The sequence below is a fragment of the Saccharopolyspora sp. NPDC045839 genome, from assembly GCF_056431645.1.
On sequence record NZ_JBWKKH010000042.1, the window covers coordinates 34,616 to 58,020 of the forward strand.

Consider the following 23,405-nt stretch of genomic DNA (forward strand, 5'->3'; position numbering starts at 1 on the left):
CAACGAGGTCTCTGCCCCCTGGAATTCCTTTTGGGCGTTTTTCTCTTTTGTCCCCCCCTTTGGGAGTCCTCCCGTGGGGTTCGCCTTTCCACTGGAACCCGCCCCCCCCGCGGGCGGCCCTCCGCTGTTCGACCACCGCGTCCAGCAGCGTCGCGACTCCGTGCTCCTCGTTGGTCGGGATGACGAGATCGGCCGCCGCGAGCACGGAATCCGCCGCGTTGGCCACCGCGACCGCGAGGCCGCCGCGGCCCAGCATCGGCAGGTCGTTGGGCATGTCGCCGACGCACGCGACGCGGCTGAGCTCCACCTGCAGCGCGTCGGCGATCAGCTCGACCGCCACGCCCTTGTCCGCCGACCGGTGCGAGACCTCCAGGAAGCGCGTCGTCGAGTAGGTGACGGCGAAACCGCCGCCCAGCAGCTCGGCCGTCGCGGCCGCCAGCTCACCCGCCGACCGGTGCGGGTGGGCGACCAGCAGCTTGAGCACCCGCCCGCCGCGCACCAGGTCCGGCACGGACCCGGCCCCCAGCTGATCGCGCCAGTCGCTCGCGAGGTCCGCCGGGAAGTCCGGATCCAGCGCCAGTTCCTCGGCGCTGACCGCGCCGATGGAGACCGACCCGATCCCCGCCCGCAGCCGTTCGACGGCCCAGGCCGCACTTGTCGCGGTCAGCACCTGCTCGTACCGGATCTCCCCGCGCTCGTCGCTGATCAGGGCGCCGTTGCTCGCGGCGGTGAAGCCGCGCAGCCCCGCCCGCGCCAGCATCGAGATCGTCTCGCGGAAGGGACGGCCGGTGATGAAGGCGACGTGGACGCCGTGCTCCTGAGCGCGCCGGACGGCCGCCCGGACGCGGTCGCCGAGCTCGCCGTCGCCGGTGAGCAGCGTGCCGTCCAGGTCGGTCGCGACCAGATCGATGGGCACCGGCAGCTGCGCCGAACCCGCCTTCACCAGTCGCTCACGATCAGCGGTTCCCGCGGGTAGACGTGCAGGGCCGTGAGGTGGAACCCGTCGAGCAGCGCGTCCACGTCGGCGACCCCGGTGCGGCGCGCCGTCGCCGTCTCCGCCGCGACCGTGATCCACAGCCAGCCGGAGTCGTAATCCGCCTTGGCAGGCCCCGATCCCGGCACCGTCACCGTCGCGAGGAGGTCCGGCGTGTCGAGCAGGTCCAGCGCCACCACGCCGCCCGCCGCCACGTCGAGCCGCACCGGGCTGGTGAAGCTGACGACGGTGTTCCGGGTGGAGCTCGCCGGGGCGAACCGGACCGAGACGTACTCCCCGTCGTCGTGCACGAGCGGTTCGCCGCCTTCCGGGAGGTGCGGTTCCTCGTCGGAAAGCCTGCGCAGCTCCTTGGTGAGGCGCTGAACCACCTGCCGCTTGCCGGCGATCGCGCTGCGCACGGCCGGCCTGCTCGCACAGCGCTCCAGCACGGCGAGTTCCGCGTCCACCTCCGCGCGGAACCGCCGGCCCGCGTACTCGCAGCAGATCGCGTCGAGCACGTCGGCGGCCAGTGCGTCGGCCGCGCTGCCGAGGGGACCGCTCGGGTAGGGCGACGGCGCGATCGCCAGCCCGGACAGGACCGCGCGCCCGGCCCGCATGCTCAGCGCCACGGACTCCTGGTCGACCGCGGCTCCGCGGCTGCGGAGCGCGTCGATGGCGTCGCCCTCCCACGGCCGGTGGCGGCCTCCCGACCGCCCCCACCTGGCCGCGAGCTCGACGACCGCGCCGATCAGCGCGGGGTCCGCCTCGGTCAGCAGCGCGGCGCGGCGGGAGATCGCGTCGATGTCCTCGCGGGCCCAGGTCCGGGGATCCGGGCCCACGCCCGTCCCGGGGCGGCGCACGTCACCGCCTCCGCTCGATCCAATGTCCACTGTGGTCACACCGCCTGGAGTCGGTCGATGCCGCTGACGGTGGGCGCGGCCAATGCGGACGGACGGCACTCCAGCTCGCCGATCACCGTGTCCGACGGCACGCAGGCGGCCTGCCAGACCACTTCCGCCACGGACTCCACCGTCATCTTCAGCTTCGAGCGGTCGTCGTCCTCGTTGGCGATCGCACCCGGGCTGATCAGCGTGGTGCGCACGCCGTTCGGCCGCTCCTCCAGCAGCAGCGACTCGCACACCGCCTTCATCGCCGCCTTCGCCGCGCTGTAGGAGACGCCGCCCTCGAAGTACCGCGTGCCCGCGTGGCTGCCCATCAGCACGATGCTGCCGTTCGTGCGGCGCAGCGCAGGCAGCGCCGCCTGCACGAGGGCGAGCACGGAGGTGAGGTTCACCGTGAGCGCCTGCGACCAGCGGGCGAGGTCGAGCTCGGCGACCGCGGCGAAGTAGCGGTCCACGGCGTTGGCGACCACCAGGTCCAGGTCGCCTTCCGCCTCGACCACCTCGGCGACGCGGTCCCGCACCGCGTCGACGTCCGCCAGGTCGCACGGCAGCGACCGCGGGCCCGGGTCCGGACGCCTGCTCAGCGTCCACACCCGCACGCCGGCCCGCGTCAGGCGCTCCGCGATCGCCTTGCCCGTGCCGCGGTTGGCGCCGGTCACCAGCGCGACGCGGGGCAGGCGGTCAGCGCGCGTCTCGGACATGCGCGATCAACTCCTGCCACCGTTGCGTGATCACGTCGGCGCCGTCGCCCGCGCGGAAGAGGTCCTTGTCCAGCGCGTTGCCGTGCTGGTCGCGAACCCGCATGCAGTCCGGCGAAACCTCGGAGATCACCGTGGGTTCGCCGTCGGTGTCGACCGCGACCACGAGGCAGAAGTCCCAGAGGTCCAGCGGCGCCATCCAGTGCCGCAGCGCGGCGTTGGTCCGCAGGGCCAGGTCGTGGAAGGCCGCGACGGGAACCCCGGCCGCCCGCAGGTAGTCCTCGCCGATGGGCTGGTCCTCCGGGTCGATGCGGAAGTCGAACTTCACCACCGGCGGCTCGAACCGGTGCCCCTCGGCGAACAGGCCGGGGTACTTCCTGGTGGTCGATCCAGTGGCCACGTTCTTGACGATGACCTCGAACGGCGGCGCCGGGCGGTAGTCCGCCAGGTAGCTGATGGGGCCGGTGCGGCGCCGGAAAGCGGTCCGCACGCCGGCTTTCGCCAACTGCTGCGCCGCCAGCTCGTAGAAGTCCATCCGCAGCGAACCGGTGGACTCGATCAGCTCGTCCCGGTCGTAGGTGAAGCTGCGCAGGCTCGGCACCAGCTCGATGAGGCAGGCGTCCTCGCCGATCCGCCATACCCGCTTGCTGCGCCCGACGACGTCCGGCTCCCGGGCCTGGATCTCCGCGAGGTCCTCGACTGCCACGTCATGCACTGAGTCGCCCATTCGTACCCTCCTCGTCGATCGCGCCGTGCCGGGCTCAGGCACGCACCCAGCAGCCGTCCAGAGCCGAGCGGCATCCGCAGGAGGGGTCGTCCCGGAGCGCTTGCGTCACGGTGCGGACCACTGGCTCGACGCGGTGGAGGTTGCGCTGGAACTGCGCGACGACGTCGACGTGCTTCACCGGCGCATCGCCGCTTTCCGGGGCCAGGTCTTCGGAGATGACGCCGTAGTCGGTGCAGTAGGAGAGGTTGACGTAGCAGAGCTCCAGCTCGCGTGCGAGCGACGCCTCGGTGGACTGCGTCATGTTGATGACGTCGGCTCCCCAGTTGCGGTACATGCGGCTCTCGGCCTTGGTCTGGAACCGGGGGCCGTTGATGACCGCGGCCGTGGCGCGCGGGTGCACGACCTCGTCGGTGTCCTTCAGCGCCTCGATGGCCTGCCGGCGCAGCCGCTCGCAGTACGGGTGCGCGGCGTCGGCGTGGGCGCCGCCGGGCTCGTCGAAGATCGTCCAGTTGCGGCCCCAGGTGAGGTCGATGAGCTGGTCGATCAGCACGAAGTGGCCCTTGCCCACCTCCGGCGAGAGGCTGCCGATGACGTTGAAGCCGAGGATCTGCTGCGCGCCGAGGTCGTGCAGCGCGGCGAGGTTCGCCGGGTACGGGACCCGGTGCGGCAGGTACTCGTGGTTGCGCCCGTGCCGGGGCAGGAAGCCGATCGTCTTCCCGGCCCATTCGGTGATGGTGATGGGGGCGCTCGGGTCGCCGTACTTCGTCGTCGCGGTCACCTGCTCCGACTGGTCGAAGAACTTGTAGAACCCGGTCCCACCGATGATTCCGATGTCAATCACATTCACTCCTGTCTCGAATGGGAAGGGCGGCGCAGGCCATCGGCGCACGCCGCCGAACCGAACATCACGCGTATTTCCGGGAAGCCGGGCACGGCTCCACGCGGTGGAGCGAAAACTCGTGGACCGATGGGCGCAGTTGGTCCAGTCCAGCATCTTTTTCAAATGCTACCGACACCGCATCCGATGTCAAGAAACTGTCCGTTCGCCACCGCTGAGCCCGTTTAGCACAAATTATCCGGCCATCCAGCAGAAGGCGGGCGAACGCCCGCTCGAAAGCCTGGCAGGATACCAACCGAGGTCAAAAATCGCAGAGTGTCCCACATCATATTCAAGTGGACGAGTGGTGACCCTGCGGCACCGGAAGGCCCCCGGCACGCGGCCGAACAGGGCCGTCGCTACCGGAATGGCCGCACGCCGCGACCGCGAAGGGTGTTCGCCGAATTCGCGTCGCGGGTGTGTACGCCGCGTTAACCCCGCGGTCGGGCACGCCCCGCACGACGGCAAACGGCGTCCCGTTCGACCGAACTGGACGATCGCGAATGCCGCCATCACCAGTTCCGGGAAGTGCGGGAAAAACACCACTCCATCGGCGGGGCCGAGCACCGCATTTACCCGGACCTGGTAGGACCCCTGCTCCCTTGCGGCCAGTGGGGGCCGGTGATAACTTCAAACAAAAGTGCGGAAATGTGCACTGGTTGTCGTTCTCAAATCGGAAACAATCATTCTTGCAGTTCGACCGCGCGGGCTCGCGGCGCCTTTTCGCATCGCCGCAGCCCATTTCTCATGCGGCCGCTGCGCCGGCGTTGCAGAAGGAGAGTTCACGTGCGTTTCCTCGTGGCCGGAGCAGGATTCGGGCAGCAGCACCTCGAATGGCTCGACAGATGCGCCGCCGATGTGCGCGTGCTCGGCTACCACTCCAACCGCGCACGTGCCGAGGAATTGGCCGCCCGGTACGGGATCGGCACGGTCACGACCGACGTGGTGGGCGCGATCGCCGACGGCGGGGTGGACGCCGCGGTGATCTCGTCGCCGCCGGACACGCACGAGGAGCTGGCGGCCGCCGCGCTCGACAACGGTTTGGCGGTGATCACGGACAAGCCGCTCGCCCACGACGTCGCCGCGGCCGCCCGGCTGGCCGGCCACCCGAGCGCGCAGCGGGCCGCCGTCGTCTTCCAGTGGCGCATCAACCCCGCGCTGCGGGAACTGCGACGCCTCCTGCAGGCCGGCGAGTTCGGCGAGGTGCACCACGTGGAACTCACCTTCCACCACGACTTCCTGGCCGGCCCGGAGACCGCCTTCCCGTGGCGCCACCGGCGCGAGCACGCGGGCGCGGGCGCACTGGCCGACCAGGGCGTGCACCTCTTCGACGTCCTCCGCTGGATCGCGCCGGGAGACTGGCAGGTCACCGGAGCGCGGACGGCGGTGGCGTGCAAGGAGCGCCGCGGGCCGACCGGGCCGGTGCGGTGCGAGACGGAGGACGTCGCCGACGTCTGGCTCGCCGACGCGGGCGACCGGCACGCGCGGGTGTTCGTCTCCCGGATCGCCGCCGGGCGCCGGTGCTTCCAGGTGATCGTGCAGGCCGCGCGCGCCGTCCTGGTGGTCGAGGCCTCCCCCGACGACGGCAGCGCACGGCTGCTGGTGAGCACCCTGGGCACGGCCGGTCCCGTCGTCACGGCGTTCCCGGCGCACGACATGAACCCGTACCCGGCCATCCTCGACCGGCTGTCCGAAGTGGATGGACAGCACGCCGGGCTGATCGCCGGATTCGACGATGCCCTTGTCGCCCAACAGCTCCTGCACCAGGCGCTAGCGCACGACGAGCGGTGAAACGAATGGCCGCCGGCCGACCGGGTGCACCGCGCCCGGCGGCCGGTGGCAGGCAATCGCACGACCGTTGAAGATAGGAGAGAAATGACCGCCAAGCTACGACTGGCCGTGGCAGGTGTCGGCAACAACATCTCCGCGCTGTTCCAGGGCGCCCAGCTCTACGCGAAGCTGGCCGCCCAGGGCGTGCCGGAGTCGGAGTTCCCGGGGATCAAGCGCGCCCGCATCGGCGGCCTCGGGGTGAGCGACATCGAGTTCGTGGCCGCGTTCGACCTGCACCCCAACAAGGTCGGCAAGCCGTTCGCCGAGGCCGTCCTGGCCGAGCCGAACAACTACCCGCGCCTCGAAGTCGACCTGCCCGACCCGAAGTTCGAGGTCACCGCGGGCCTCGCGGAGGCGGACGCGGACCCGGAGTCCGAGGCGTTCCGGCGGATCGTCACCGAGCTGCGCGAGAGCGACGCCGAGGTGCTGCTGTACTCGCTGCCGACCGGGCTGCAGTGGGCGGCCGACGCGTACGCGAAGGCGGCGCTGGAGGCCAAGGTCGCGTTCGTCAACTGCACGCCGGAGATCGTCGCGCGGTCGCCCGAGATGCTCACCGCCTTCGAGTCCGCCGGCGTCCCGCTCGTCGGCGACGACCTCGCCAGCCACTTCGGCACGTCGGTGGTGCACCGGGCGCTGCTCGGGCTGATCGCCGAGCGCGGCCTCACCCTGGCCAGCTCCTACCAGCTCAACTTCGGCGGCAACGAGGACTTCCGCAACCTGCGCGACCACGGCGCGAGCAAGCGGGATTCCAAGATCAACGCGCTGGCGCAGGACAACATCAGCCCGGACAAGATCGAGGTCATCCCGTCCGCCGGGTACATCGGGCACCTCAAGGACCACAAGGTGGCCGTGCTGAACATCGAGGGCCTCGGGTGGGCGGGCACGCCGATCTCGCTGGACCTGAAGCTGCAGGTGCAGGACTCCAGCAACGCGGCCGGGGTGATCATCGACCTGATCCGCGTCGCCGCCGCGAGCCGCCGCGCCGAGCTGCCCGGGTTCCCGGTGGCCGCGGTGCGGGTGCTGAAGTCCCCGGCCGGTGGGCACCCGAGCTACACGCCGGACATGGTCGAGGAGGGCTTCCGCAAGCTCGAAGCCGCCGACGTGGCGACCGGTCGGTGATGCGGTCCGCCGACGGAGCGCACCCGGCCCGGATCGCGGTTCTGGCCTATCCCGGCGTGAACGAGCTGGACCTGTTCGGCGCGTACGCGGTGCTGGCCAAGGCCGCGAGCATCGCGCCGGGCGAGCTGGAGGTGCGGCTGGCCGGCCCGGTCCCGCACCTCAGCACGTCCGGCGGCGTGCCGATCGGGGTTTCAGCGGATCTGCGCTACTTCACCGCTGCCGACGCGGTCGTGATCCCGGGCGGACGCGGGGCCGCCGACGCGGCGCTGGACGAGGAACTGCTGGCCGCGGTCCGCGATGCGAGCGCCGCCGGAACGCCGGTCTACGGCGTGTGTTCCGGCTCGCTGCTGATCGCCGCGGCCGGCACCGCCCGGGGCCGCACGATCGCCGTGCACCACGCGAAGCGCGGGGCCCTCGCCCCCGGCTCGGTGGGCGTGGTGGCGGCCGGGCTGGTCCGGGACGGGCGGTTGTGCACCGTCGGCGGCGACCACCGCACCTCGGTGAAGTCCGTCGACCTCGCCTTCCAGCTGATCGAGGACCTCGCGCCGCACCTGGTGGCGACGGTGTCGGAAGGAATGGAGATCGTGCCGGGACGCATCGCACGGCCGGAGCTGCGGGGTTCGTCATGAGCGGCCGGGGGCGGGTGCTCGTCACCGGCGCGAGCCGCGGGATCGGCCGCGAGATCGCGATCGCCCTGGCCCGCACCGGCCACGACCTGGTGCTGTGGGCGCGCAGCCGGGACGACCTCGGCGAGACCGCGGAGCTGGCGCGCGGCCACGGCGCGGCCGTGGTGGAGCAGGCGGTCGACGTCGGCGACCGGGATCAGGTCGAGGCGGGGATCCGTTCCCGCGCAACGGGTTCCGAGGCGCTGACCGGCTTGGTGCTCAACGCCGGCGCCGGGGTGTGGCGGCCGCTGGCGGAGGTCCCGGCGCCGGAGTGGTCCGCCGCGCTGCGCACCAACCTCGACGGCGCCTTCCACGTCCTGCAGGCCGCGCTCCCGGCGTTGCGCCGGGCGGCGCACCCGCTGGTGGTGGGCGTGCTCTCGGACTCCGCCGTGCACCCGTTCCCCGACCGCGCGGCGTACTCGGCCGCGAAGGCGGGCACCCTCGCCCTGCTGGAGGTCGTCCGGCGGGAGCACCGCGCGGCCGGGCTGCGGATCAGCCTGGTTCTGCCGAGCCGGGTGGACACCCACTTCAGCGGGTCGCACGCGGACGCGCGGCCGGGCACCAGAACGGGCGCGCTCTCCGCGCGGGACGTCGCGCAGGTCGTCGACGGCCTGTTCGCGCTGCCCCCGCACGTCGAAGTCCGCGAAATCCGCTTGGCCGCAACGACATCCACGTACGGGCCCTACCCAGAAAGAGTTCCCGCATGACGCTGCAGAAGGACTTCCTGGTGCCCGAGGGGCACTCCAAGCCGATCGGCAACTACTCGCCGGGCATCGCCGTGCGCGTGCCCGCGGACGCCCGGTGGGTGTTCGTGACCGGGCAGGTGGCGACCGACGCGGACGGCGGGGTCGTCGCGCCGGACGACGCGGGCAAGCAGACCGAGGTGGTCTTCGACCGGATCCGGGCGGTGCTGGCCGCCGCCGGCGGGGAGCTCGCCGACGTGGTCAGCCTGACCGTCTACCTCTCCGACCTGGCCGGAGACTTCGACCGCGTTTCCGCGGTCCGCAACGAGGTCCTCGCCGGGCTCTCCCCCACCAGCACGCTCGTCGAGGTCGCGCGGCTGGCCGAAACCGGGTGCCGCGTGGAGATCAGCGCCATCGCGATCGTGCCCGCGGGGAGGGGGTGAACCCGCGATGTCCAGCCCGCTCGGCCCCGGAGCACCGGCCGGGGTGACCTCCCCGGCGGCGGAGCTCGCCGACGTGGCGGGGCGCTCGCGGGTGCTGCTCGTCGGATCGCTGAACGTCGACACGATCCTGCTCGCCCAGAAGGAACCCGACGACGAGGGCGCCGTCCTCGTCACCGAGTCGATCACCTCCGTCGGCGGGCACGCCGGGAACTGCGCTTCGGCGTTCGCCGCGCTCGGCGTGCGGGCCGGCCTGGCCGCGGCCGTCGGAGCGGACGAGCACGGCGACTGGATCGTGGCCGACCTGGCCGAGCGGGGCGTGGACACCTCGCTCATCGTCCGGCACCCGGGCGCATCAACGGGGCACGCGGTGATCCCGGTCTTCGACGAGAAGCACTACATGCTGCTGGTGCGCGGTGCGAACGAGCTGCTCACCGAGGCCCATCTCGGCGCGATCGACTTCGCCGGCTACGACGCCGTGGTGCTGTTCGACCCCAGCCGCGCGGCGTTGCAGGAGGCGGTGCGGCTCGCGCGCGCCGCGCCGCGCCGGCCGCTGCTGTGCTGGAACCCGGGCGGCATCTACTCGCGGGATCCGGTCATCGCGGACCTGCTGCCCGAGTGCGACGTGGTGCTGGCCAACCGGGACGAGTTCGGGCACCTCCAGCGGGCGCTGGAGGCCGCCGGCCGGCGGCGGGACGACCAGGACTTCGTCATCACCCTCGGCGACGGCGGCTCCCGGCTGGTGCGCTCGGGCCGTCGCTGGGACTGCCCCTCGGTGCCGGTCGAGGTGGTGGACCCGACCGGCGCGGGCGACGCCTTCGCCGCGAGCTACGTGCTGGCGGCGCTGGCCGGGTTCGAGCCGGGAATCCGCCTCCGGCTGGGAAACCGGGCAGGCGCGCTGGCGGTGACCGCACCGGGCGCCCGCGGTCACCTCGCCGCACTGTCCGAAGTGGTCGATGCACTGACTTAGAAGAAATTTCAGAATGGGCTTGCGTGGCGGTGCAGGGGGACATGGCCGCGTGGGGCGCCGTTTTCGCGCGAAACCGGCGTTCCCCACGCCTGCGGGCGCCGTTTTCGCGCGAAAACGTCACCTGCGCCGGGCCTCGGGCACCTTCGGGATCAACCAGGCGGAGCCGTTCTGAAACGAGTTGTCAAGCCAGGCAACCACCTCCCCGTAGGAGAGAACCAGGTGAACCCCCCACTCGGACCGCGCCCCAGCGCCGACGGCTGGCGGGGCGTGATCGGCGACGAGTTCACCGCCGCGAACGCCGCCACCGTCGCCGCCTGCATCCTGCGGGTCGTCCGGCAGGACCAGCCCTGCGACGACCTGCTGATCGGATTCGACGGCCGCGAACAGGGCGAAGCCGCGGCGAACGCGGTCGCCGCGGCCGCCCAAGCGCTCGGCGTGCGGCGCAACACCGTGGTGCCGCACCTGCCGACGCCCACCGCGACGCACGCGGTGCGCACCGGTGCCTCGGACGCCGCCCTGCTGATCACGGCCAGCCACAACCCGCCGAACTGGAACGGCGTCAAGGCGAAGGTCGCCCCGGGCGCGCCGCTGACCAGCGAGGCCGAGCGCCGCGTGGTCGAGCTGCTCAGCGGGCCCGCGGACCCGAGCCCACCGCCCGGCGACGCGCGCGCGACGACGACGTGGAAACCGGCCGCCGACCTCACCGATCCGCACGTGGCGGCCGCGGCTGCCCTGACGCGCGAGCCGGCCCGCCGACGGCTGCGCGTCGTCGTGGACGGCCTGCACGGCGTCGCGGGCACTCCGATGGCGAAGCTGTGCACGGCGCTCGGCTGGCAGCCGATTCCCGTTGGCTGCCAACCGATGCCGGACTTCGGCGGGCTGATCCCGGACCCGTCCTCACCCGCCAGCCGGACCCGCGCGGCGCGGGAAGTCCTCGCCACGGGCGTGGATCTCGGGATCGTCCTGGACGGCGACGGCGACCGGATGTACGTGCTGGACGAGCGCGGCGATTCGGTGCTGCCGCACGAATTGTTCGCGCTGCTGCTGGAACATCGCGGCTCAGACGAGCCGACCGGTGCGGCGCGCCGGGTCGCGATCACCGTCGCCACCGGCACGATCGTGCACCGGGTGGCCGAGCGCCTCGGCTACGAGATCGACGAACACCCGATCGGCTTCAAACACCTCTCGCCGCTGCTCGCGCAGGGGCTCGCCGCGGCGGCCTGCGGCGGCGTCGGCGACCTGGGCTTCGCCGAGCATGGCCTCGACCGCGATCCGTTCGCCGCCGTCGCCGCGCTCGCCGACGTCCTGCACCGCACCCGGGCGCCGCTGTCCGTGCTGGTCGACGACGTGCGCACGCGCAACGGCGCGCTGCGCTGGTTCGAGACCCGCGTGCCGGGATCGGCCGGCCCGGACCGGCTGCGGGCGATCGGCGTCCGGGCGCTCGCCGAGGTACTCGGGGCCCGGCCGCAGCGGATCACCGAGGTGGACGGCATCAAGTGCTGGCTCGGGGACGGGCAGTGGTTCCTGCTGCGCCCGTCCTCGACCGAAGGGGGGATCCGGCTCTACGGCGAGCTGGCCGACACCCCGCATGTCGCCGCACAACTCGACAAGCTCACCGGGATGGTCCGCGCCGACATCGGCGCCGGCCCCCACCGCAAGTGAACGTGCCGCCAGTGAGGAGACACATCATGGACAACGCATCGATCGCCCTCATCGGTGGAACCGGCTTCTACCGGTTCCTGGACGACAGCACGGACGTCGAAGTCGACACGCCCTACGGCAAGCCGAGCGCGCCGATCAGCATCGCCGAGGTCGCCGGGCGGCGCGTGGCGTTCCTCCCCAGGCACGGCCGCAACCACGACTTCCTGCCCTCCGAGCTGCCGTACCGCGCCAACCTGTGGGCGCTCAAGCAGCTCGGCGTCCGCCAGGTCGTCGCCTTCAACACCGTCGGCAGCCTGCAGCGCGAGTACCGCAAGGGCGACTTCGTGCTGGTCGACCAGTTCGTCGACCGCACCTGGGGCCGGCCGGACAGCTACTTCAGCGGCGGCGACACCTCCGCGCACATCAGCTCCGCCTACCCGTACTGCGAGCGGATGCGCGGCCTGGCCTACGAAACCCTCACCGGGCTGGGCACCCGGGTGCACCGCACCGGGACGGTGGTGGTGATCCAGGGGCCGAGGTTCTCCACCGCCGCCGAGAGCAAGTGGTTCAGCGGCCAGGGCTGGCACCTCGTGAACATGACCCAGTTCCCGGAGGTCGTGCTGGCCCGCGAGCTGGAGCTCTGCTACTCCAACGTCTCCTACATCACCGACTACGACGTCGCCGCCAAGGAAGTGGCCGGCGACGAGGAGTCCGAGGTCGTCTCGCACGCGGGCGTGCTCAAGGCGTTCAGCGCCAACTCCGAGCACGTCCTGGACATGGTCCGCGGCCTCGTGGGCGCCCTGCCGGAGGACGTCGACTGCGCGTGCAGGCACGCGCTGGACGGAGCGATCGTATGACCTGGGCGGTATCGCCGACCGATGCCGAGCTCGTCGCGCAGGGCGAGGAGGCGCTGCGCGCGGCGCGCTCGCAGATGCCCGTGCTCGACGGGCTGCAAGCCGACCTGCGCACCTCCCAGCCGCTGCGCGGGCACCGGATCAGCGGATGCGCGCACCTCACCAAGCAGACCGGCGTGCTGGTCGAGCTCCTCGCGGCCGCCGGCGCGGAGGTCGCCTGGACCGGCGGGAACGAGGTCTCCACCCAGGACGACGTAGCCGCCGCCCTCGCGAAGACGGGGGTGCGGGTGTTCGGCCGCCGCGGGATGACGCCGGAGGCGGTGCAGGAGGCCGTCGTCGAATGCGCCCGGGCGTTCGACGGCGGCCCCACCCTGGCGCTCGACAGCGGCGGGGCGATGCTGCGGACCATCGTGCAGGACCCCGAGTCGTTCCCGAACCTGGTCGCCGCGACCGAGAAGACCGCCGAGGGAAGCCGGCTCCTGCGCGAGGAGCTGCGCCCGCGGCTGACCTTCCCGGTGGTGCTCGTCAACGATGTCGTGACCAAGTGGGAGGTGGACAACACCCACGGCACCGGGCAGTCCACACTGGACGGAATCCTGCGCGCGACCGGCACCTTCCTCGCCGGGAAGCGGTTCGTGGTGTGCGGGTACGGGCACGTCGGCCGCGGGCTGGCGCGGCGCGCCCGCGGCATGGGCGCCCGCGTGACGATCACCTGCCGCAGCGAGCTGACCGCGATCCGGGCCCGGCTCGACGGCTTCGACGTGCAACCGATGGCCGTGGCCGCCCGGTCCGCCGACCTGGTGTGCACCGCGACCGGCCAACCCGACGTGGTCACCGGCGAGCACCTCGACCTGCTGCCCGCCGGCGCGATCCTGTGCAACACCGGCCACTCGGTCGTCGAGATCAACCTGGCGGACCTGGCGAGGCGGACCGACTACGTGGCGGACGTCGGGCCGCACGTCCAGCGGCACTTCCTCACCAACGGCAGGCACGTGGACCTGCTCTCCGGCGGCGGGTTGGTCAACCTCGACGCCGCCGAGGGCAACCCGAGCGAGGCGATGGACCTGACCTTCACCAACCAGGCGCTCGCGGTCCTGCACCTGGCCGCCGAGGCCGGCGAACTCGCCCCCGGCGTGCACGAGGTCGACCAGGAGCAGGACGAGGAGGTGGCGCGCCGGAAGCTCCGCCACCTCAGCGTCGGCTGGGACGCCGAGGTCGCCGCGCGACCGCGCCCGCCGTACGGCTCGGCCCTGCGCTCGCCGCTGGACCACCAGAGCGGCAGCTCGCGCGGCGGCTACATCGGCGGCACGACGGCGTTCGCCCGGCTCGACCTCGCGGAGGGCTCGATGCCGGCGCTCGCCGCGCTGCGCCGGGACTTCAGCTCGTCGAAGCCGCTGTCGGGCCGGCGCCTGCTGATCGCGGGCCTGGTGACGGCCGGTTCGGCGGTCGCCGCGCACACCGCCCGGGCGATGGGCGCGAGCGTCGTGTGGTGCGCGACGAGCGCCCGGCACTTCGACCGGGAGGTCGCCGACCACCTGCGCGAATCCGGTTGCGTGGTGCACGATCCGACCAGGCCCGGCGGCGTCCGGTCGGCGATCCGGAGCTCGCTGGCGGCGTGGCGGGAAGGGCCGACGGCGCTGCTCGACGACGACGCGGTGCTGACCACCGCCATGCACGACGAGTTCGCCGAGTTCCCCGGGCCGCAGTTCGCCGTCGAGCGGACCACCCGCGGCGCGCAGCTGATCAAGAAGCGGCCCTACCTGCGCTTCCCGGTGATCACCGCGGACCGGTCGACGGCCGAGGTGGTCGCCTCCGACTCGCACGCGAAGGGCCTGATCGACGTCATCGGTGTGGTCGGCGGCGAGCCCATCGCCGGGCAGGTGGTGGCGGTCGCCGGCTACGGCGCGGTGGGTTCCCGGGTCGCGGCCCGCGCCGGCGGGATCGGCGCGCGGGTGGTGGTGACCGAGGTCCGGCCGACCAGGGCGCTGATGGCGGTCCTCGACGGCTTCGACGTGCTCCCGCTGGAGGAAGCGGCCGGGATCGCCGACATCATCTGCACCACCACCGGTCACGCCGACACGCTCCGCGAGGCGCACCTGGCGAAGATGCGCACGGGGGCGCTGGTGGTCGCCTCGGTCGCCCAGGAGATCGACGCCGGCGCGCTGCACCGGACCGCCGCGAAGTGGCGGACCGGGGTGGCCGGCCTGCGGGTGGCGCACCTGACGCACGAGCGCGTCGTCCGGATCGCCTTGCCCGACAAGGAGTTGTCGCACCCGCACGGCGAACCGACCCCGTACGCGGCGCAGGACATCTCGTTCGCCACGCAACTCCACACGACCTGCGAGGCGCTGCGCGAGTCGGCGGCCGCGCGCCCGTCCGTCGGCGCTATGCCCGGCCAGTCCGGGAATTACGCCCTGTCGGCGATCGCCTCGGCGATGCGGCTGCGCCTGCGCGGCGACAACCCGCCCCGATGACCCCTACCGATGCGGAAGAAACCATGATCCCCCAACGCACTTCGCCGCCCGCTCCCGGCCGCCTCCTGCTCATCCGGCACGCCCAGACGCAATGCACCGTCGAGGGCAGGTTCTGCGGCGCGCACGATGCGACGCTGACCGCCACCGGCGAGACCATGGCGCGGCACCTGGCCGGCCACCCCGCGCTCGACGGCATCGACCTCGTCCTGAGCAGCCCCGCCACCCGGGCCAGGGCGACCGCCGAGCGGCTGACGCGCGGCACGGGAAAGTACGAAGTGGACGATCGACTGCGCGAATTGTCCTTCGGCGCTTGGGAGAGCAAGAGACCGTCCGATCTGCACGGCGACGAGCGCTACGAATCCTGGAAGCGCAATCCGGCGCTGCACTGCCCGCCGGGCGGCGAATCCGGCCTGGAGGTGGCGGCGCGAGTGGTCGCGGCCGTCCGCGACGCGCTCGAACGGAGCCGCGAGGTGGCCGTGGTGACGCACAAGGCCCCGGTCCGGCTGGCCGCCTGCTTCCTGCTGGGCATCCCGCTGTCCCGCTACCGCGACCTGGCCGCGGCACCGGTCGGTTCGGTCACCGAGCTCACCTTCGACCAGGACCACGTGCGGCTGCGCGGACTGGGCGACGTGTCCCACCTCCCACCCGAATGGCGTAGGAATCCGGACGGATCCGGCCCGGGACCGGCACCTTCTGGTAGTAGCTCTCCCCGTGAACACCCCGCGCCAGAACACGTCCGCTGATTCCTCCGATGCCGCGCGTGGAAAGGAGAACGACTTGACGCGCTTCGCCGAGATCGACCACATCGTGTGGGACTGGAACGGCACGCTATTCGCCGACACCGCCGCGCTGATCGACGCGACGATCGACATCTTCGCCCGGGCGGGGCTACCGGCCGTCACGCGAACCCGGTACCAAGAGCACCACACCCAGCCCATCCCGCTGTTCTACGACCGGCTCGCCGAGCGCGACCTCAGCGACGAAGAGCAGCAGTGGCTGGCCGAGGCGTTCCAGGAGACCTACGTCCGCTACCGCCAGAACGCGGGCCTGCACCCGCAGGCCCGCGACGTCCTGCGGCAGTGCGCCGACGCGGGCTTCGCCCAGTCGCTGCTTTCGATGTACCCGCACGAAAAACTGCTGCCGCTGGTGGAAACCGCGGAGATCACCGCGTTCTTCCGCCGGATCGACGGGCTGCACACCGACGAGGCCGCGAAGAAGGCCCCGCACCTCCAGCGGCACCTGACCGAGATCGGTGCGCGCCCGGATCGCGTGCTCCTCGTCGGCGACAGCGTGGACGACGCGCTGGCCGCGCGGGAATGCGGCGCGCACTGCGTGCTGTACCACGCGGGCCGAGACGCGCTCCACTCCCGGGAGCACTTCGAGGCGCTGGACGTGCCGATCGCCGAAAACCTGCACGACGCCGTGACCGCGCTGCTGGGCCACCGGCAGCCGGACCAAGACACCGGGAGGCCGACGTGGACCACCACGACACCGTGACCGTTCCCGACTCCGGCGGCGTCGCCGGCGAAATGGCGTGGATCCAGCGGAACTCCCCGCTGCTGGACTCCTACGTCCGGGGGCTGGTCGGCGACGGCTCCTTCCAGGGCCTGCGGGTGGCGGTCGCCCTGCATCTCGACCCGAAGACGGGATTCCTGGCGACCGTCCTGCAGGACGCCGGGGCCGAGGTCGTGGTGGGCGGCAGCAACCCGCGCACCACCCGGGACGACGTGGTGGAGCACCTCCGGCGGCGCGGGATCGAGACCGTGGGGCGGCGCGGTGAGCCGGTCGAGGACTGGCGCGCGGGCCTGCTGTCCATCGGTGACTCGGAACCGGACCTCATCCTCGACGACGGCGTCGAACTCGTGGTGCTGATGGCGGAACACCAGCCGGAGAAGCTCGCCAAGGTGCGGGGCATCTGCGAGAAAACCACGACCGGAACCGTGCGGATGCGCGAGCTGGCGGAGGCCGGCACCGTCCGGCTCCCGCCTTCCCTGACCGTCGACGAAGCGCGCTGCAAGCACCTCTTCGACAACCGCCACTCCACGGGCCAGACCACCCTGCTGGCGATCTCCCGGCTCACCGGGATGCTCTTGACCGGCAAGCGGATCGCGATCATCGGCTACGGCTGGGTGGGCCGGGGCCTGGCGATCTACGCCCGGGCGCTGGGCGCGGCCGTGTCGGTCATCGAGATCGATCCGGTGAGCGCGCTGGAAGCGCACATGGACGGCATGGCCGTCGGCGACCACGCCACCTGCCTGCCGGGTGCGGACCTGGTGATCACGGCCACCGGCGTGGAGCACGTGCTCGCGGGCGCGGACTTCGACCTGCTCGACGACGGGGTCGTGCTGGCCAACGCCGGGCACAGCGACTTCGAGATCGACCTGCCCGGTCTCGCCGCGGCGGGCGCGGTCGGCGAGCCGGTGTCGGAACACCTCACCTGCTACCGGCTGGGGGCGAAGCGGATCAACGTGCTCTGCGAGGGGGCCTTGGTGAACATCAGCGGCGGGGCGGGCAACCAGATCGAGGTCATCGACCTGACGTTCGCGGTGCAGGCGCTGGGCGCGCGGCTGCTCGCCCGGGGCGAAATCCCTCCGGGGGTGCATTCGCTGCCGTCCGAAGTCGACGACGCCATCGCCCGCGCGCGCCTCGCGAGCCTCGGCATCGCGATGCCCGGCAATGCGGAGGCGGTGACGCTGCGATGACCGACACGGCGATGGCGGTCCACCCCGACTGGCGGATCGAGCAGATGCCCGCGCTGCGCGAACTGCTCGCGCAGTGGGGCGGCGTGCCGATGCACGACCGCAAGGCCCTCGTGCTGGTCGATCCCGGCGGCGCCGACCTCGTTCTCGCGAGGGCGCTGGGCGAGCTGGGCTGCGAGGTGCACCTCGCCCACCGCAGCACGGCAGCCGGCGACGACGAGAACCTGTTGGGGCAGGCCGAAGCGGCGGCGCTGCTGCGGGAGTTCGCACCAGACCTGCTGTTCGACCACGACGGCTTCCTGACCCGGATCGCGCACCGCGCCGCGCCCGACGTCACCGGGGCGCTGCTCGGGGTGGTCAACCGAACCGATTCGGCGCCGCTGGACATCCGGCTGGAAGTCCCGGTGCTCGAAGCCCACCCGCCGCGGATGTTCGCGCTGCTCCACCTCGCGGAGGCGCGGCAGCGGGCCCTGTGGCAGGTCATGGCGTGCGCCGACCTCCAGCCGGCGGGCCGGCGCGTCGCGGTGGTCGGGTTCGGCGCGGTGGGCCGCATGGTGGCTGGCTACTGCACGGCGATGGGGATGCGGGTGGTGGTCGTGGAGCCCGACCCGGTCGAAGCGCTCGGTGCCCACTTCCAGGGCCACGAGGTCCGCTCCCGAGACGCGGCGGTCACCGAATCCTCGGTGGTGATCTTCACCGGCCGCCCGTCGCTGGTGGACATCACCTCGCTGCCGGACGGTTCCCTGGCGGCGGTGGTGGATCCGCGACTCGCCGAGCAGATCGTGCACGGCCTGGACGGGGCCTGCGCGACGCGCACGCACGTACGCCCGGGCCTCACGGAATACGAGCTGGGCAGGGGAACCCGGATCTACTTCGCGGGAGACGGCACGGGGCCACCCGGTGTCGGAGAGCAGACGACGGAGGTGACCGAACTCCAGGTCGCGCTTGCCCTCCTGGGCGCGGACCACCTCCTCGCCGAGGGGCACGCCCCGGGCCGGCACGAACTGCCGCGAGCGCTGGGAGACCGCGTAGCGGCGATGAAGCTGATGCGGCTGGCGGAAACGCGAAGGATCTGACGACGCGGGAAAGCGCTGCGGTTCGCCGAACCGCAGCGCACCGGTTCAGACGTTCCTGCAGGTACCTCGGCCGTGAGTCCTTTGGGCGGTTATCGCAACTGGTGATGGGCCAAGCCCACGGCCTGCGCGCAGCGGTCGACCCCGGTGACCGTGCGCGTGGGCCGGGGCATCGCGTCCGGTCACCAGGGTCGGCCGGTGCGGCTGGGGGCGGGAGATCACCGCACCGGCACTGCTCGGGACGCCAGGTCTCGTGAGTGTTCTGGACTGCTATAGCACCCCAAAGCACTCACGAGGCGAAGCGCCTTCGCCTCCACCTGTGTGCTGGGCCTGTCGAGAACGCGATGGCCCGCGCGGGCAGCTGCCTGGTGAGCATCGCCAGGATCAACAGGACGAACGTGCTGAGCTGGATTCAGAACATGACAAGGGTTCCTTCCGTAGCTTGGGGTGCGCCGTTTTCGCGCGAAACCGGCGTTTCGCAGGCGTGGCGGGCGCCGGTTTCGCGCGAAAACGCCACTTTCCCCCGAACGTGTCAGGGGCGGGCGGCGAGGATGCGCCAGCAGTTCATGCAGGAGTCCTCGCGTATCCAGTCCACTTCAGATCTGCCATGCAGCTCCGGCACATCGCCTCGTCGAGCGACGATTCAACTGATCCGATCACATCGATCGCAGAGGAGATGGAAGGTTCGCCATGCCGTTAGGCCAGATGATCTGGCGGAAGTCCAGCCACAGCGGCCGATCAGGCAGCTGCGTTGAGGTGGGCTGGTCGAAGTCCAGCTACCGCAACGGGCAGGGTGGGATGTGCGTTGAGGTTGCCTCGGCTCCCGAGGTGGTCGGGGTTCGGGATACGAAGGACCGGGATGGGGCCGTGTTGGTGTTCCCCCGGGAGCAATGGGCGGCGTTCGTCTCAGGTTTGCGGGATCGCCGCTGGTGAGCGAGCTCCCCTCGTGCACTCTCTGCGTTCGTGATCACACGAATGCGTGACCGCGTGTGATCACGAACGTGAAGGGGTCCCGCCGAACTCGGCGCAGCGCTGGACGACCGGATAGCCGAACTCCGCGCCGCCGGCCGAAAGGCGCGTCCAGCAGTCGGTTCAGACCGTCTGCGGGAGTCCTCGTTCGACCGGAAAGTACGCCGACACCTCGATTCTCGCCGGATCCTCGAGCATTTCCTGCCGGAGCCGCTGCAGGCAGGCCGACGGTTCGCCGCCCAGCGCCCGGCTCAGGTCCTCGAACACCTGCAGCGCCCGGGGCAACGCGCCCGACCGCTGGAGCGCGATCATCAGCAATGCGCAGGTGTTCTCGTCGGCCGGGTGCGCCGCCACCAGCTTCCGCAGCTCCGGGATCAGCGCCGCGTGCCTGCCCAGGTGGAGATCGGCGACGATCCGCTGTTCCAGCACGCGGGCGCGGGCATCGTCGATCGTCCTGGCGGCTGCCGCCAGGACCCGGCCCATCGGCACGTCCACCAGGACCGGCCCGCGCCACAGGTCCAACGCCTGGCCCAGGTACCTCGAAGCGCTCTCCGCATCGCACTTCGCCAGGGCGGCGCTTCCGTTCGCGGCCAGTCGGTCGAACTCGGCGAGGTCGAACGAACGCGGTGCCGCCACGAGCTGGTAGCCGTTGTAGCTGCGGGCGAGCAGCTCCTTGGCCGTCCGATTGCTGCCGGCCGGCAGCGAGCCCTCGATCCGCCGCCGCAGCTGCAAGACGTACGTCTGCAGCGTGGTCGGACCGCTGCGGGGCACCGCATCTCCCCAGATCTCCGACATCAGGGTCGACGCGGAGACCGCGCGCCCGCACCGCAGGGCCAGCAGGGCGAGCACCTGCCGCGGCTTCCCGGCGGTCGGCACGATCGAACAGTTCCGCAGCCGGACCGAAACCGGCCCCAGCACGTTGATTTCCAGTAACGGCATGCCCAGCAACCATCCGCCTACGAGTTGGACGAAGTTGTCTGCCGGGACGGGTGATCGCAGCACCGATCACGCCCGCAGCGCGCGGCACGTCCCGAGGTCCCCAGTCCTCCGCCCGGGCAGGATCAGCCGTGGTGCCGGGAGGGACCGGGTGAAGCCGCGACGAAGTGCGTCACCAGGACGCGGTTCGCCGGGCACCGCGGCCGCCCGCTCGCGGCCGCGCCGATGCGCCGATACCGTTCGCGTCAGGGTCTGCCGTGCACATCCGGGCCGCAGCGGAGCACACCGCCACCGCCGGGCGCACCCGGTGAAATCCCCCAGCGGATCACAACTCCCATGCCAAAGCCCTCCCGCTCATCCCCAGGAAAACCCGCGTTACCGATCACCATACCCGGCAAAATCCCGGGCGTCGCCGAAAAATCGCGCCGGCGCGCGCTCAGGCCGGCTTCGCGGCGGTCAGCACCAGCACGAGCGGGCGCCCCACCAGCCACGACGCCCACGGAACCTCATCGACCATCTGCTCGTCGCCGGAAAGCTCGTGCCGCTGAACGTCGGCGAACCCGGCGCCCGCGACCCAGCCCGCATAATCGTCCACTGTGTACGGGTAGGCGACCATCTTGAACACCTCGCCGGCGTCCTCGAACTGCGCCGACATCCCGGTCGCCGCCATCTCGGGGTGGAAGACCGAGAACACCAGCCGCCCGCCCGGACGCAGCACCCGGTGGAATTCGGCGACCGCCCGCGCCGGCTCCTCCAGGTGCTCGCCCAGCAGGGCGCACAACACCGCGTCGAACTCGGCGTCGCCGAACGGCAGCGCCTCCTGCAGGTCGCCCTCGAAGAGCGGGACGCCCGGATGGCTGTGCCGGGCCACGTCGAGCATCCCGGCCGAGAAGTCGACGCCCTGCGGCTCCGCGCCCGCGGCGAGCATCGCGCCGAGGTTGCGCCCGGTTCCGCAGCCCGCGTCCAGGATCCGCTCCCCCGGCTTCGGGGCCAGCAATCCGACGCTGTGCCGGGAGTCCAGCGACACCACCGGATTCGGCGTTCGTTCGTACGTGCTCGCCCATCGGTCGTACCCGGCTTTGGTCGTTATCTCTTGCATCTGCATCCTGGACCGCCCGAAGGTAATGTGAAACAGTCAGCGGGGGGAACGTGATCGAGCTGGGGGGCGAAGCGCACAGAACCGGCGAAAACCCGTGGCACCCGGTCGAAAACGTTGCACCGCGATGACTGTCGGCCGATTGCGCGAACCGAGCCGGTCACGCGCAATCGCAGCCTACCGGCCGGGCATTCGGTGGGCAACCGAACGGGTTGCCGCGATCGGCGCCCGCGTCCGCTCGACGCAATCCGGGAAAATCCGGGAAATACCAGGAGGCCAGCAGGAAATGCCGGAAACATCATTAAGGGTTCTCGTCATCGGCGGCGGCATCGGCGGCCTCTGCCTGGCACAGGGATTGCGCAAGGCCGGGGTGGACGTCTCGGTCTACGAACGGGATCGCACTCGGACCGATCGCCTGGAGGGCTACCGGATCCACATCGACCCGCACGGGGCGAAGGCGCTGCACGCCTGCCTGCCGCCGGAGACCTGGGAGACGTTCGTGCGCAGCACGGTGGACCTGGGCAGTTTCCGGTTCCTCACCGAGGATCTGCAAGAACTGATGGTGATGGAGCAGGACGCCCGCGGCGCCGCGGGTTCCGGGCCGACCGAGCGCTCCCACGCGATCGACCGGGTGACCCTGCGCGAGGTGCTGCTCACCGGCCTCGACGAGGTCCTCCACTACGACAAGAAGTTCGAGCGCTACGAGCGCGGCCCGGACGGCGAGATCACCGCGCACTTCGCCGACGGCACGACCGCCACCGGCGACGTCCTGGTCGGCGCGGACGGGGTCAACTCCCCGGTGCGCAAGCAGTACCTGCCGCACGTGGAGCGGGTGGACACCGACGCCTACGGCATCGGGCTGAAACTCCCGCTCACCGAAGAGGTTCGCGCCTGGCTGCAGCCGCCGCTGTCCACCGGGCGGAGCATGATCATGGCGGCGGCGCCGTTCTTCCTGTCCATCTCGGTCTTCGACCGCACAGCCGCGATGAACGACATTCCCGAGACGCGCGGCGACGACGCCTACGTCGGCAGCGCCTTCGTGATCCGCCGCAGCGCGTGCCCGGCCAACATCGAGGCCCTCGACGGTCCCGAGCTGAAGGGCCTGATCGAACGGCTCGTCGGCGACTGGCACCCGCAACTGCGCAGGCTGATCGCCGAATCCGACCCGGAGAGCGCGCTTCTGGTGCCGTACAAGACATCGGTGCCGGTCAAGCCGTGGGAGACCACCAACGTCACGCTGCTCGGCGACGCGGTGCACAGCATGTCGCCGGTCGGCGGTATGGGCGGCAACACCGCGTTGCGCGACGCGGATCTGCTGTGCCGCCAACTCGTTTCGGCGCGCGACGGCAAGGCGGCGACCACCGAGGCGATCCGGGTCTTCGAGGCCGGGATGCTCGAATACGGCTTCGCCGCGGTGCGGAAGGCGCTGCAGTACCAGAAGCAGGGCTTGCAGAGCAACAAGGTCGCGGTGTCGCTGTCGAGGGTCTTCTTCCGCGCCATGAACGGCATGATGCAGCGGAAGCGCCAGCCGGGGCGGGAACCCGCCAGGTCAGGCACCGGCAGGTGACCTCGCTCCCGGGAGCGGCGATTCCCCCGCCGTTCCCGGGTCGAGGAGTCGTCTTGGACGTCTGGAATGTGGTAGGGCGGGTTTTGAAGCGGCGCAGCCGCTTAGCCCACCTATGCAACTCGCACCGCCGCGGGTTCTCAGCGTTCGCCTGGCGAGGACGGCCCAACCGCCGTGTATTGGCATACATAAGGTTGGGCACCCGGAGTCCAGGC

Annotated in this window: 22 protein-coding genes; 15 read left to right on the forward strand and 7 right to left on the reverse strand. The window is 71.5% G+C overall.

All coding sequences use genetic code 11. From position 1 onward, the window contains the following. From AC07EQ_RS37725 to AC07EQ_RS37745, 5 genes are all read right to left on the reverse strand, one after another. Nucleotides 1-943: Cof-type HAD-IIB family hydrolase (locus tag AC07EQ_RS37725; RefSeq protein ID WP_478392604.1), on the reverse strand; the 943-nt coding region annotated here is incomplete at its 3' end. After that, entirely contained in the window at nucleotides 940-1,833 is an 894-nt protein-coding gene (locus AC07EQ_RS37730) for a hypothetical protein (RefSeq protein ID WP_478392605.1), read from the reverse strand. The genes AC07EQ_RS37725 and AC07EQ_RS37730, both read right to left, overlap by 4 nt. Nucleotides 1,834-1,868: 35 nt before the next feature. Continuing rightward, nucleotides 1,869-2,576: an SDR family oxidoreductase gene (locus AC07EQ_RS37735; RefSeq protein WP_478392606.1), complete on the reverse strand. Its 708-nt coding sequence runs from the start codon at nucleotides 2,574-2,576 to the stop codon at nucleotides 1,869-1,871. Continuing rightward, nucleotides 2,557-3,300, reverse strand: a complete 744-nt coding sequence (locus tag AC07EQ_RS37740) for a phosphoribosylaminoimidazolesuccinocarboxamide synthase (protein ID WP_478392607.1) — start codon at nucleotides 3,298-3,300, stop codon at nucleotides 2,557-2,559. The genes AC07EQ_RS37735 and AC07EQ_RS37740 overlap by 20 nt, the downstream gene beginning before the upstream one ends. A 34-nt stretch (nucleotides 3,301-3,334) precedes the next feature. Further along, complete coding sequence (locus tag AC07EQ_RS37745) at nucleotides 3,335-4,141, reverse strand: MTAP family purine nucleoside phosphorylase (protein WP_165968501.1); 807 nt, start codon at nucleotides 4,139-4,141, stop codon at nucleotides 3,335-3,337. An 822-nt stretch (nucleotides 4,142-4,963) separates the two neighbouring features. On the opposite strand from AC07EQ_RS37745, the gene AC07EQ_RS37750 reads away from it, so the two are divergent. The 14 genes from AC07EQ_RS37750 (at nucleotide 4,964) to AC07EQ_RS37815 (ending at nucleotide 19,558) form a co-directional block, all read left to right on the forward strand. After that, a complete protein-coding gene (locus AC07EQ_RS37750; protein ID WP_478392608.1) occupies nucleotides 4,964-5,968 on the forward strand; it encodes a Gfo/Idh/MocA family protein in 1,005 nt (334 codons plus the stop codon). An 84-nt stretch (nucleotides 5,969-6,052) separates the two neighbouring features. Continuing rightward, a complete protein-coding gene (locus tag AC07EQ_RS37755) occupies nucleotides 6,053-7,126 on the forward strand; it encodes a hypothetical protein (RefSeq protein WP_478392609.1) in 1,074 nt (357 codons plus the stop codon). Next, complete coding sequence (locus AC07EQ_RS37760; RefSeq protein ID WP_478392610.1) at nucleotides 7,126-7,755, forward strand: DJ-1/PfpI family protein; 630 nt, start codon at nucleotides 7,126-7,128, stop codon at nucleotides 7,753-7,755. Before AC07EQ_RS37755 ends, AC07EQ_RS37760 begins: the two co-directional genes overlap by 1 nt. Next, entirely contained in the window at nucleotides 7,752-8,498 is a 747-nt protein-coding gene (locus tag AC07EQ_RS37765) for an SDR family oxidoreductase (protein WP_478392611.1), read from the forward strand. Before AC07EQ_RS37760 ends, AC07EQ_RS37765 begins: the two co-directional genes overlap by 4 nt. Then, the gene (locus AC07EQ_RS37770; RefSeq protein WP_132493820.1) at nucleotides 8,495-8,917 is read left to right on the forward strand and encodes a RidA family protein; all 423 of its coding nucleotides are present in this window, start codon (nucleotides 8,495-8,497) and stop codon (nucleotides 8,915-8,917) included. Before AC07EQ_RS37765 ends, AC07EQ_RS37770 begins: the two co-directional genes overlap by 4 nt. A 7-nt stretch (nucleotides 8,918-8,924) precedes the next feature. Further along, nucleotides 8,925-9,884 (forward strand): carbohydrate kinase family protein, encoded by a 960-nt coding sequence (locus AC07EQ_RS37775; RefSeq protein ID WP_478392612.1) that lies wholly within the window; start codon nucleotides 8,925-8,927, stop codon nucleotides 9,882-9,884. A gap of 219 nt (nucleotides 9,885-10,103) precedes the next feature. Beyond that, nucleotides 10,104-11,546 (forward strand): hypothetical protein, encoded by a 1,443-nt coding sequence (locus tag AC07EQ_RS37780; protein WP_478392613.1) that lies wholly within the window; start codon nucleotides 10,104-10,106, stop codon nucleotides 11,544-11,546. A gap of 26 nt (nucleotides 11,547-11,572) precedes the next feature. Beyond that, nucleotides 11,573-12,382: an S-methyl-5'-thioadenosine phosphorylase gene (locus tag AC07EQ_RS37785; RefSeq protein WP_478392614.1), complete on the forward strand. Its 810-nt coding sequence runs from the start codon at nucleotides 11,573-11,575 to the stop codon at nucleotides 12,380-12,382. After that, nucleotides 12,379-14,853 carry an adenosylhomocysteinase gene (locus AC07EQ_RS37790; RefSeq protein WP_478392615.1) on the forward strand — a complete coding sequence of 825 codons (2,475 nt, stop codon included), beginning with the start codon at nucleotides 12,379-12,381 and terminating at the stop codon, nucleotides 14,851-14,853. Before AC07EQ_RS37785 ends, AC07EQ_RS37790 begins: the two co-directional genes overlap by 4 nt. Nucleotides 14,854-14,876: 23 nt before the next feature. Continuing rightward, complete coding sequence (locus AC07EQ_RS37795; protein WP_478392616.1) at nucleotides 14,877-15,596, forward strand: histidine phosphatase family protein; 720 nt, start codon at nucleotides 14,877-14,879, stop codon at nucleotides 15,594-15,596. A 34-nt stretch (nucleotides 15,597-15,630) separates the two neighbouring features. Continuing rightward, entirely contained in the window at nucleotides 15,631-16,350 is a 720-nt protein-coding gene (locus AC07EQ_RS37800) for an HAD family hydrolase (protein WP_478392617.1), read from the forward strand. Then, nucleotides 16,329-17,555, forward strand: coding sequence for an adenosylhomocysteinase (locus AC07EQ_RS37805; protein WP_478392618.1), 1,227 nt, complete (start codon nucleotides 16,329-16,331; stop codon nucleotides 17,553-17,555). Before AC07EQ_RS37800 ends, AC07EQ_RS37805 begins: the two co-directional genes overlap by 22 nt. Beyond that, nucleotides 17,552-18,628, forward strand: coding sequence for an NAD(P)-dependent oxidoreductase (locus AC07EQ_RS37810; protein ID WP_478392619.1), 1,077 nt, complete (start codon nucleotides 17,552-17,554; stop codon nucleotides 18,626-18,628). The genes AC07EQ_RS37805 and AC07EQ_RS37810 overlap by 4 nt, the downstream gene beginning before the upstream one ends. Before the next feature lie 702 nt (nucleotides 18,629-19,330). After that, complete coding sequence (locus AC07EQ_RS37815) at nucleotides 19,331-19,558, forward strand: DUF397 domain-containing protein (protein WP_478392637.1); 228 nt, start codon at nucleotides 19,331-19,333, stop codon at nucleotides 19,556-19,558. Between the two features lie 159 nt (nucleotides 19,559-19,717). On the opposite strand, the gene AC07EQ_RS37820 is transcribed toward AC07EQ_RS37815, so the two are convergent. Continuing rightward, nucleotides 19,718-20,533 (reverse strand): AfsR/SARP family transcriptional regulator, encoded by an 816-nt coding sequence (locus AC07EQ_RS37820; RefSeq protein WP_478392620.1) that lies wholly within the window; start codon nucleotides 20,531-20,533, stop codon nucleotides 19,718-19,720. A gap of 433 nt (nucleotides 20,534-20,966) precedes the next feature. After that, complete coding sequence (locus AC07EQ_RS37825; RefSeq protein WP_478392621.1) at nucleotides 20,967-21,629, reverse strand: class I SAM-dependent methyltransferase; 663 nt, start codon at nucleotides 21,627-21,629, stop codon at nucleotides 20,967-20,969. A 283-nt stretch (nucleotides 21,630-21,912) separates the two neighbouring features. Between AC07EQ_RS37825 and AC07EQ_RS37830 the strand changes: the two genes are divergently transcribed. Further along, complete coding sequence (locus AC07EQ_RS37830) at nucleotides 21,913-23,193, forward strand: FAD-dependent oxidoreductase (RefSeq protein ID WP_478392622.1); 1,281 nt, start codon at nucleotides 21,913-21,915, stop codon at nucleotides 23,191-23,193. Nucleotides 23,194-23,405 lie beyond the last annotated feature (212 nt).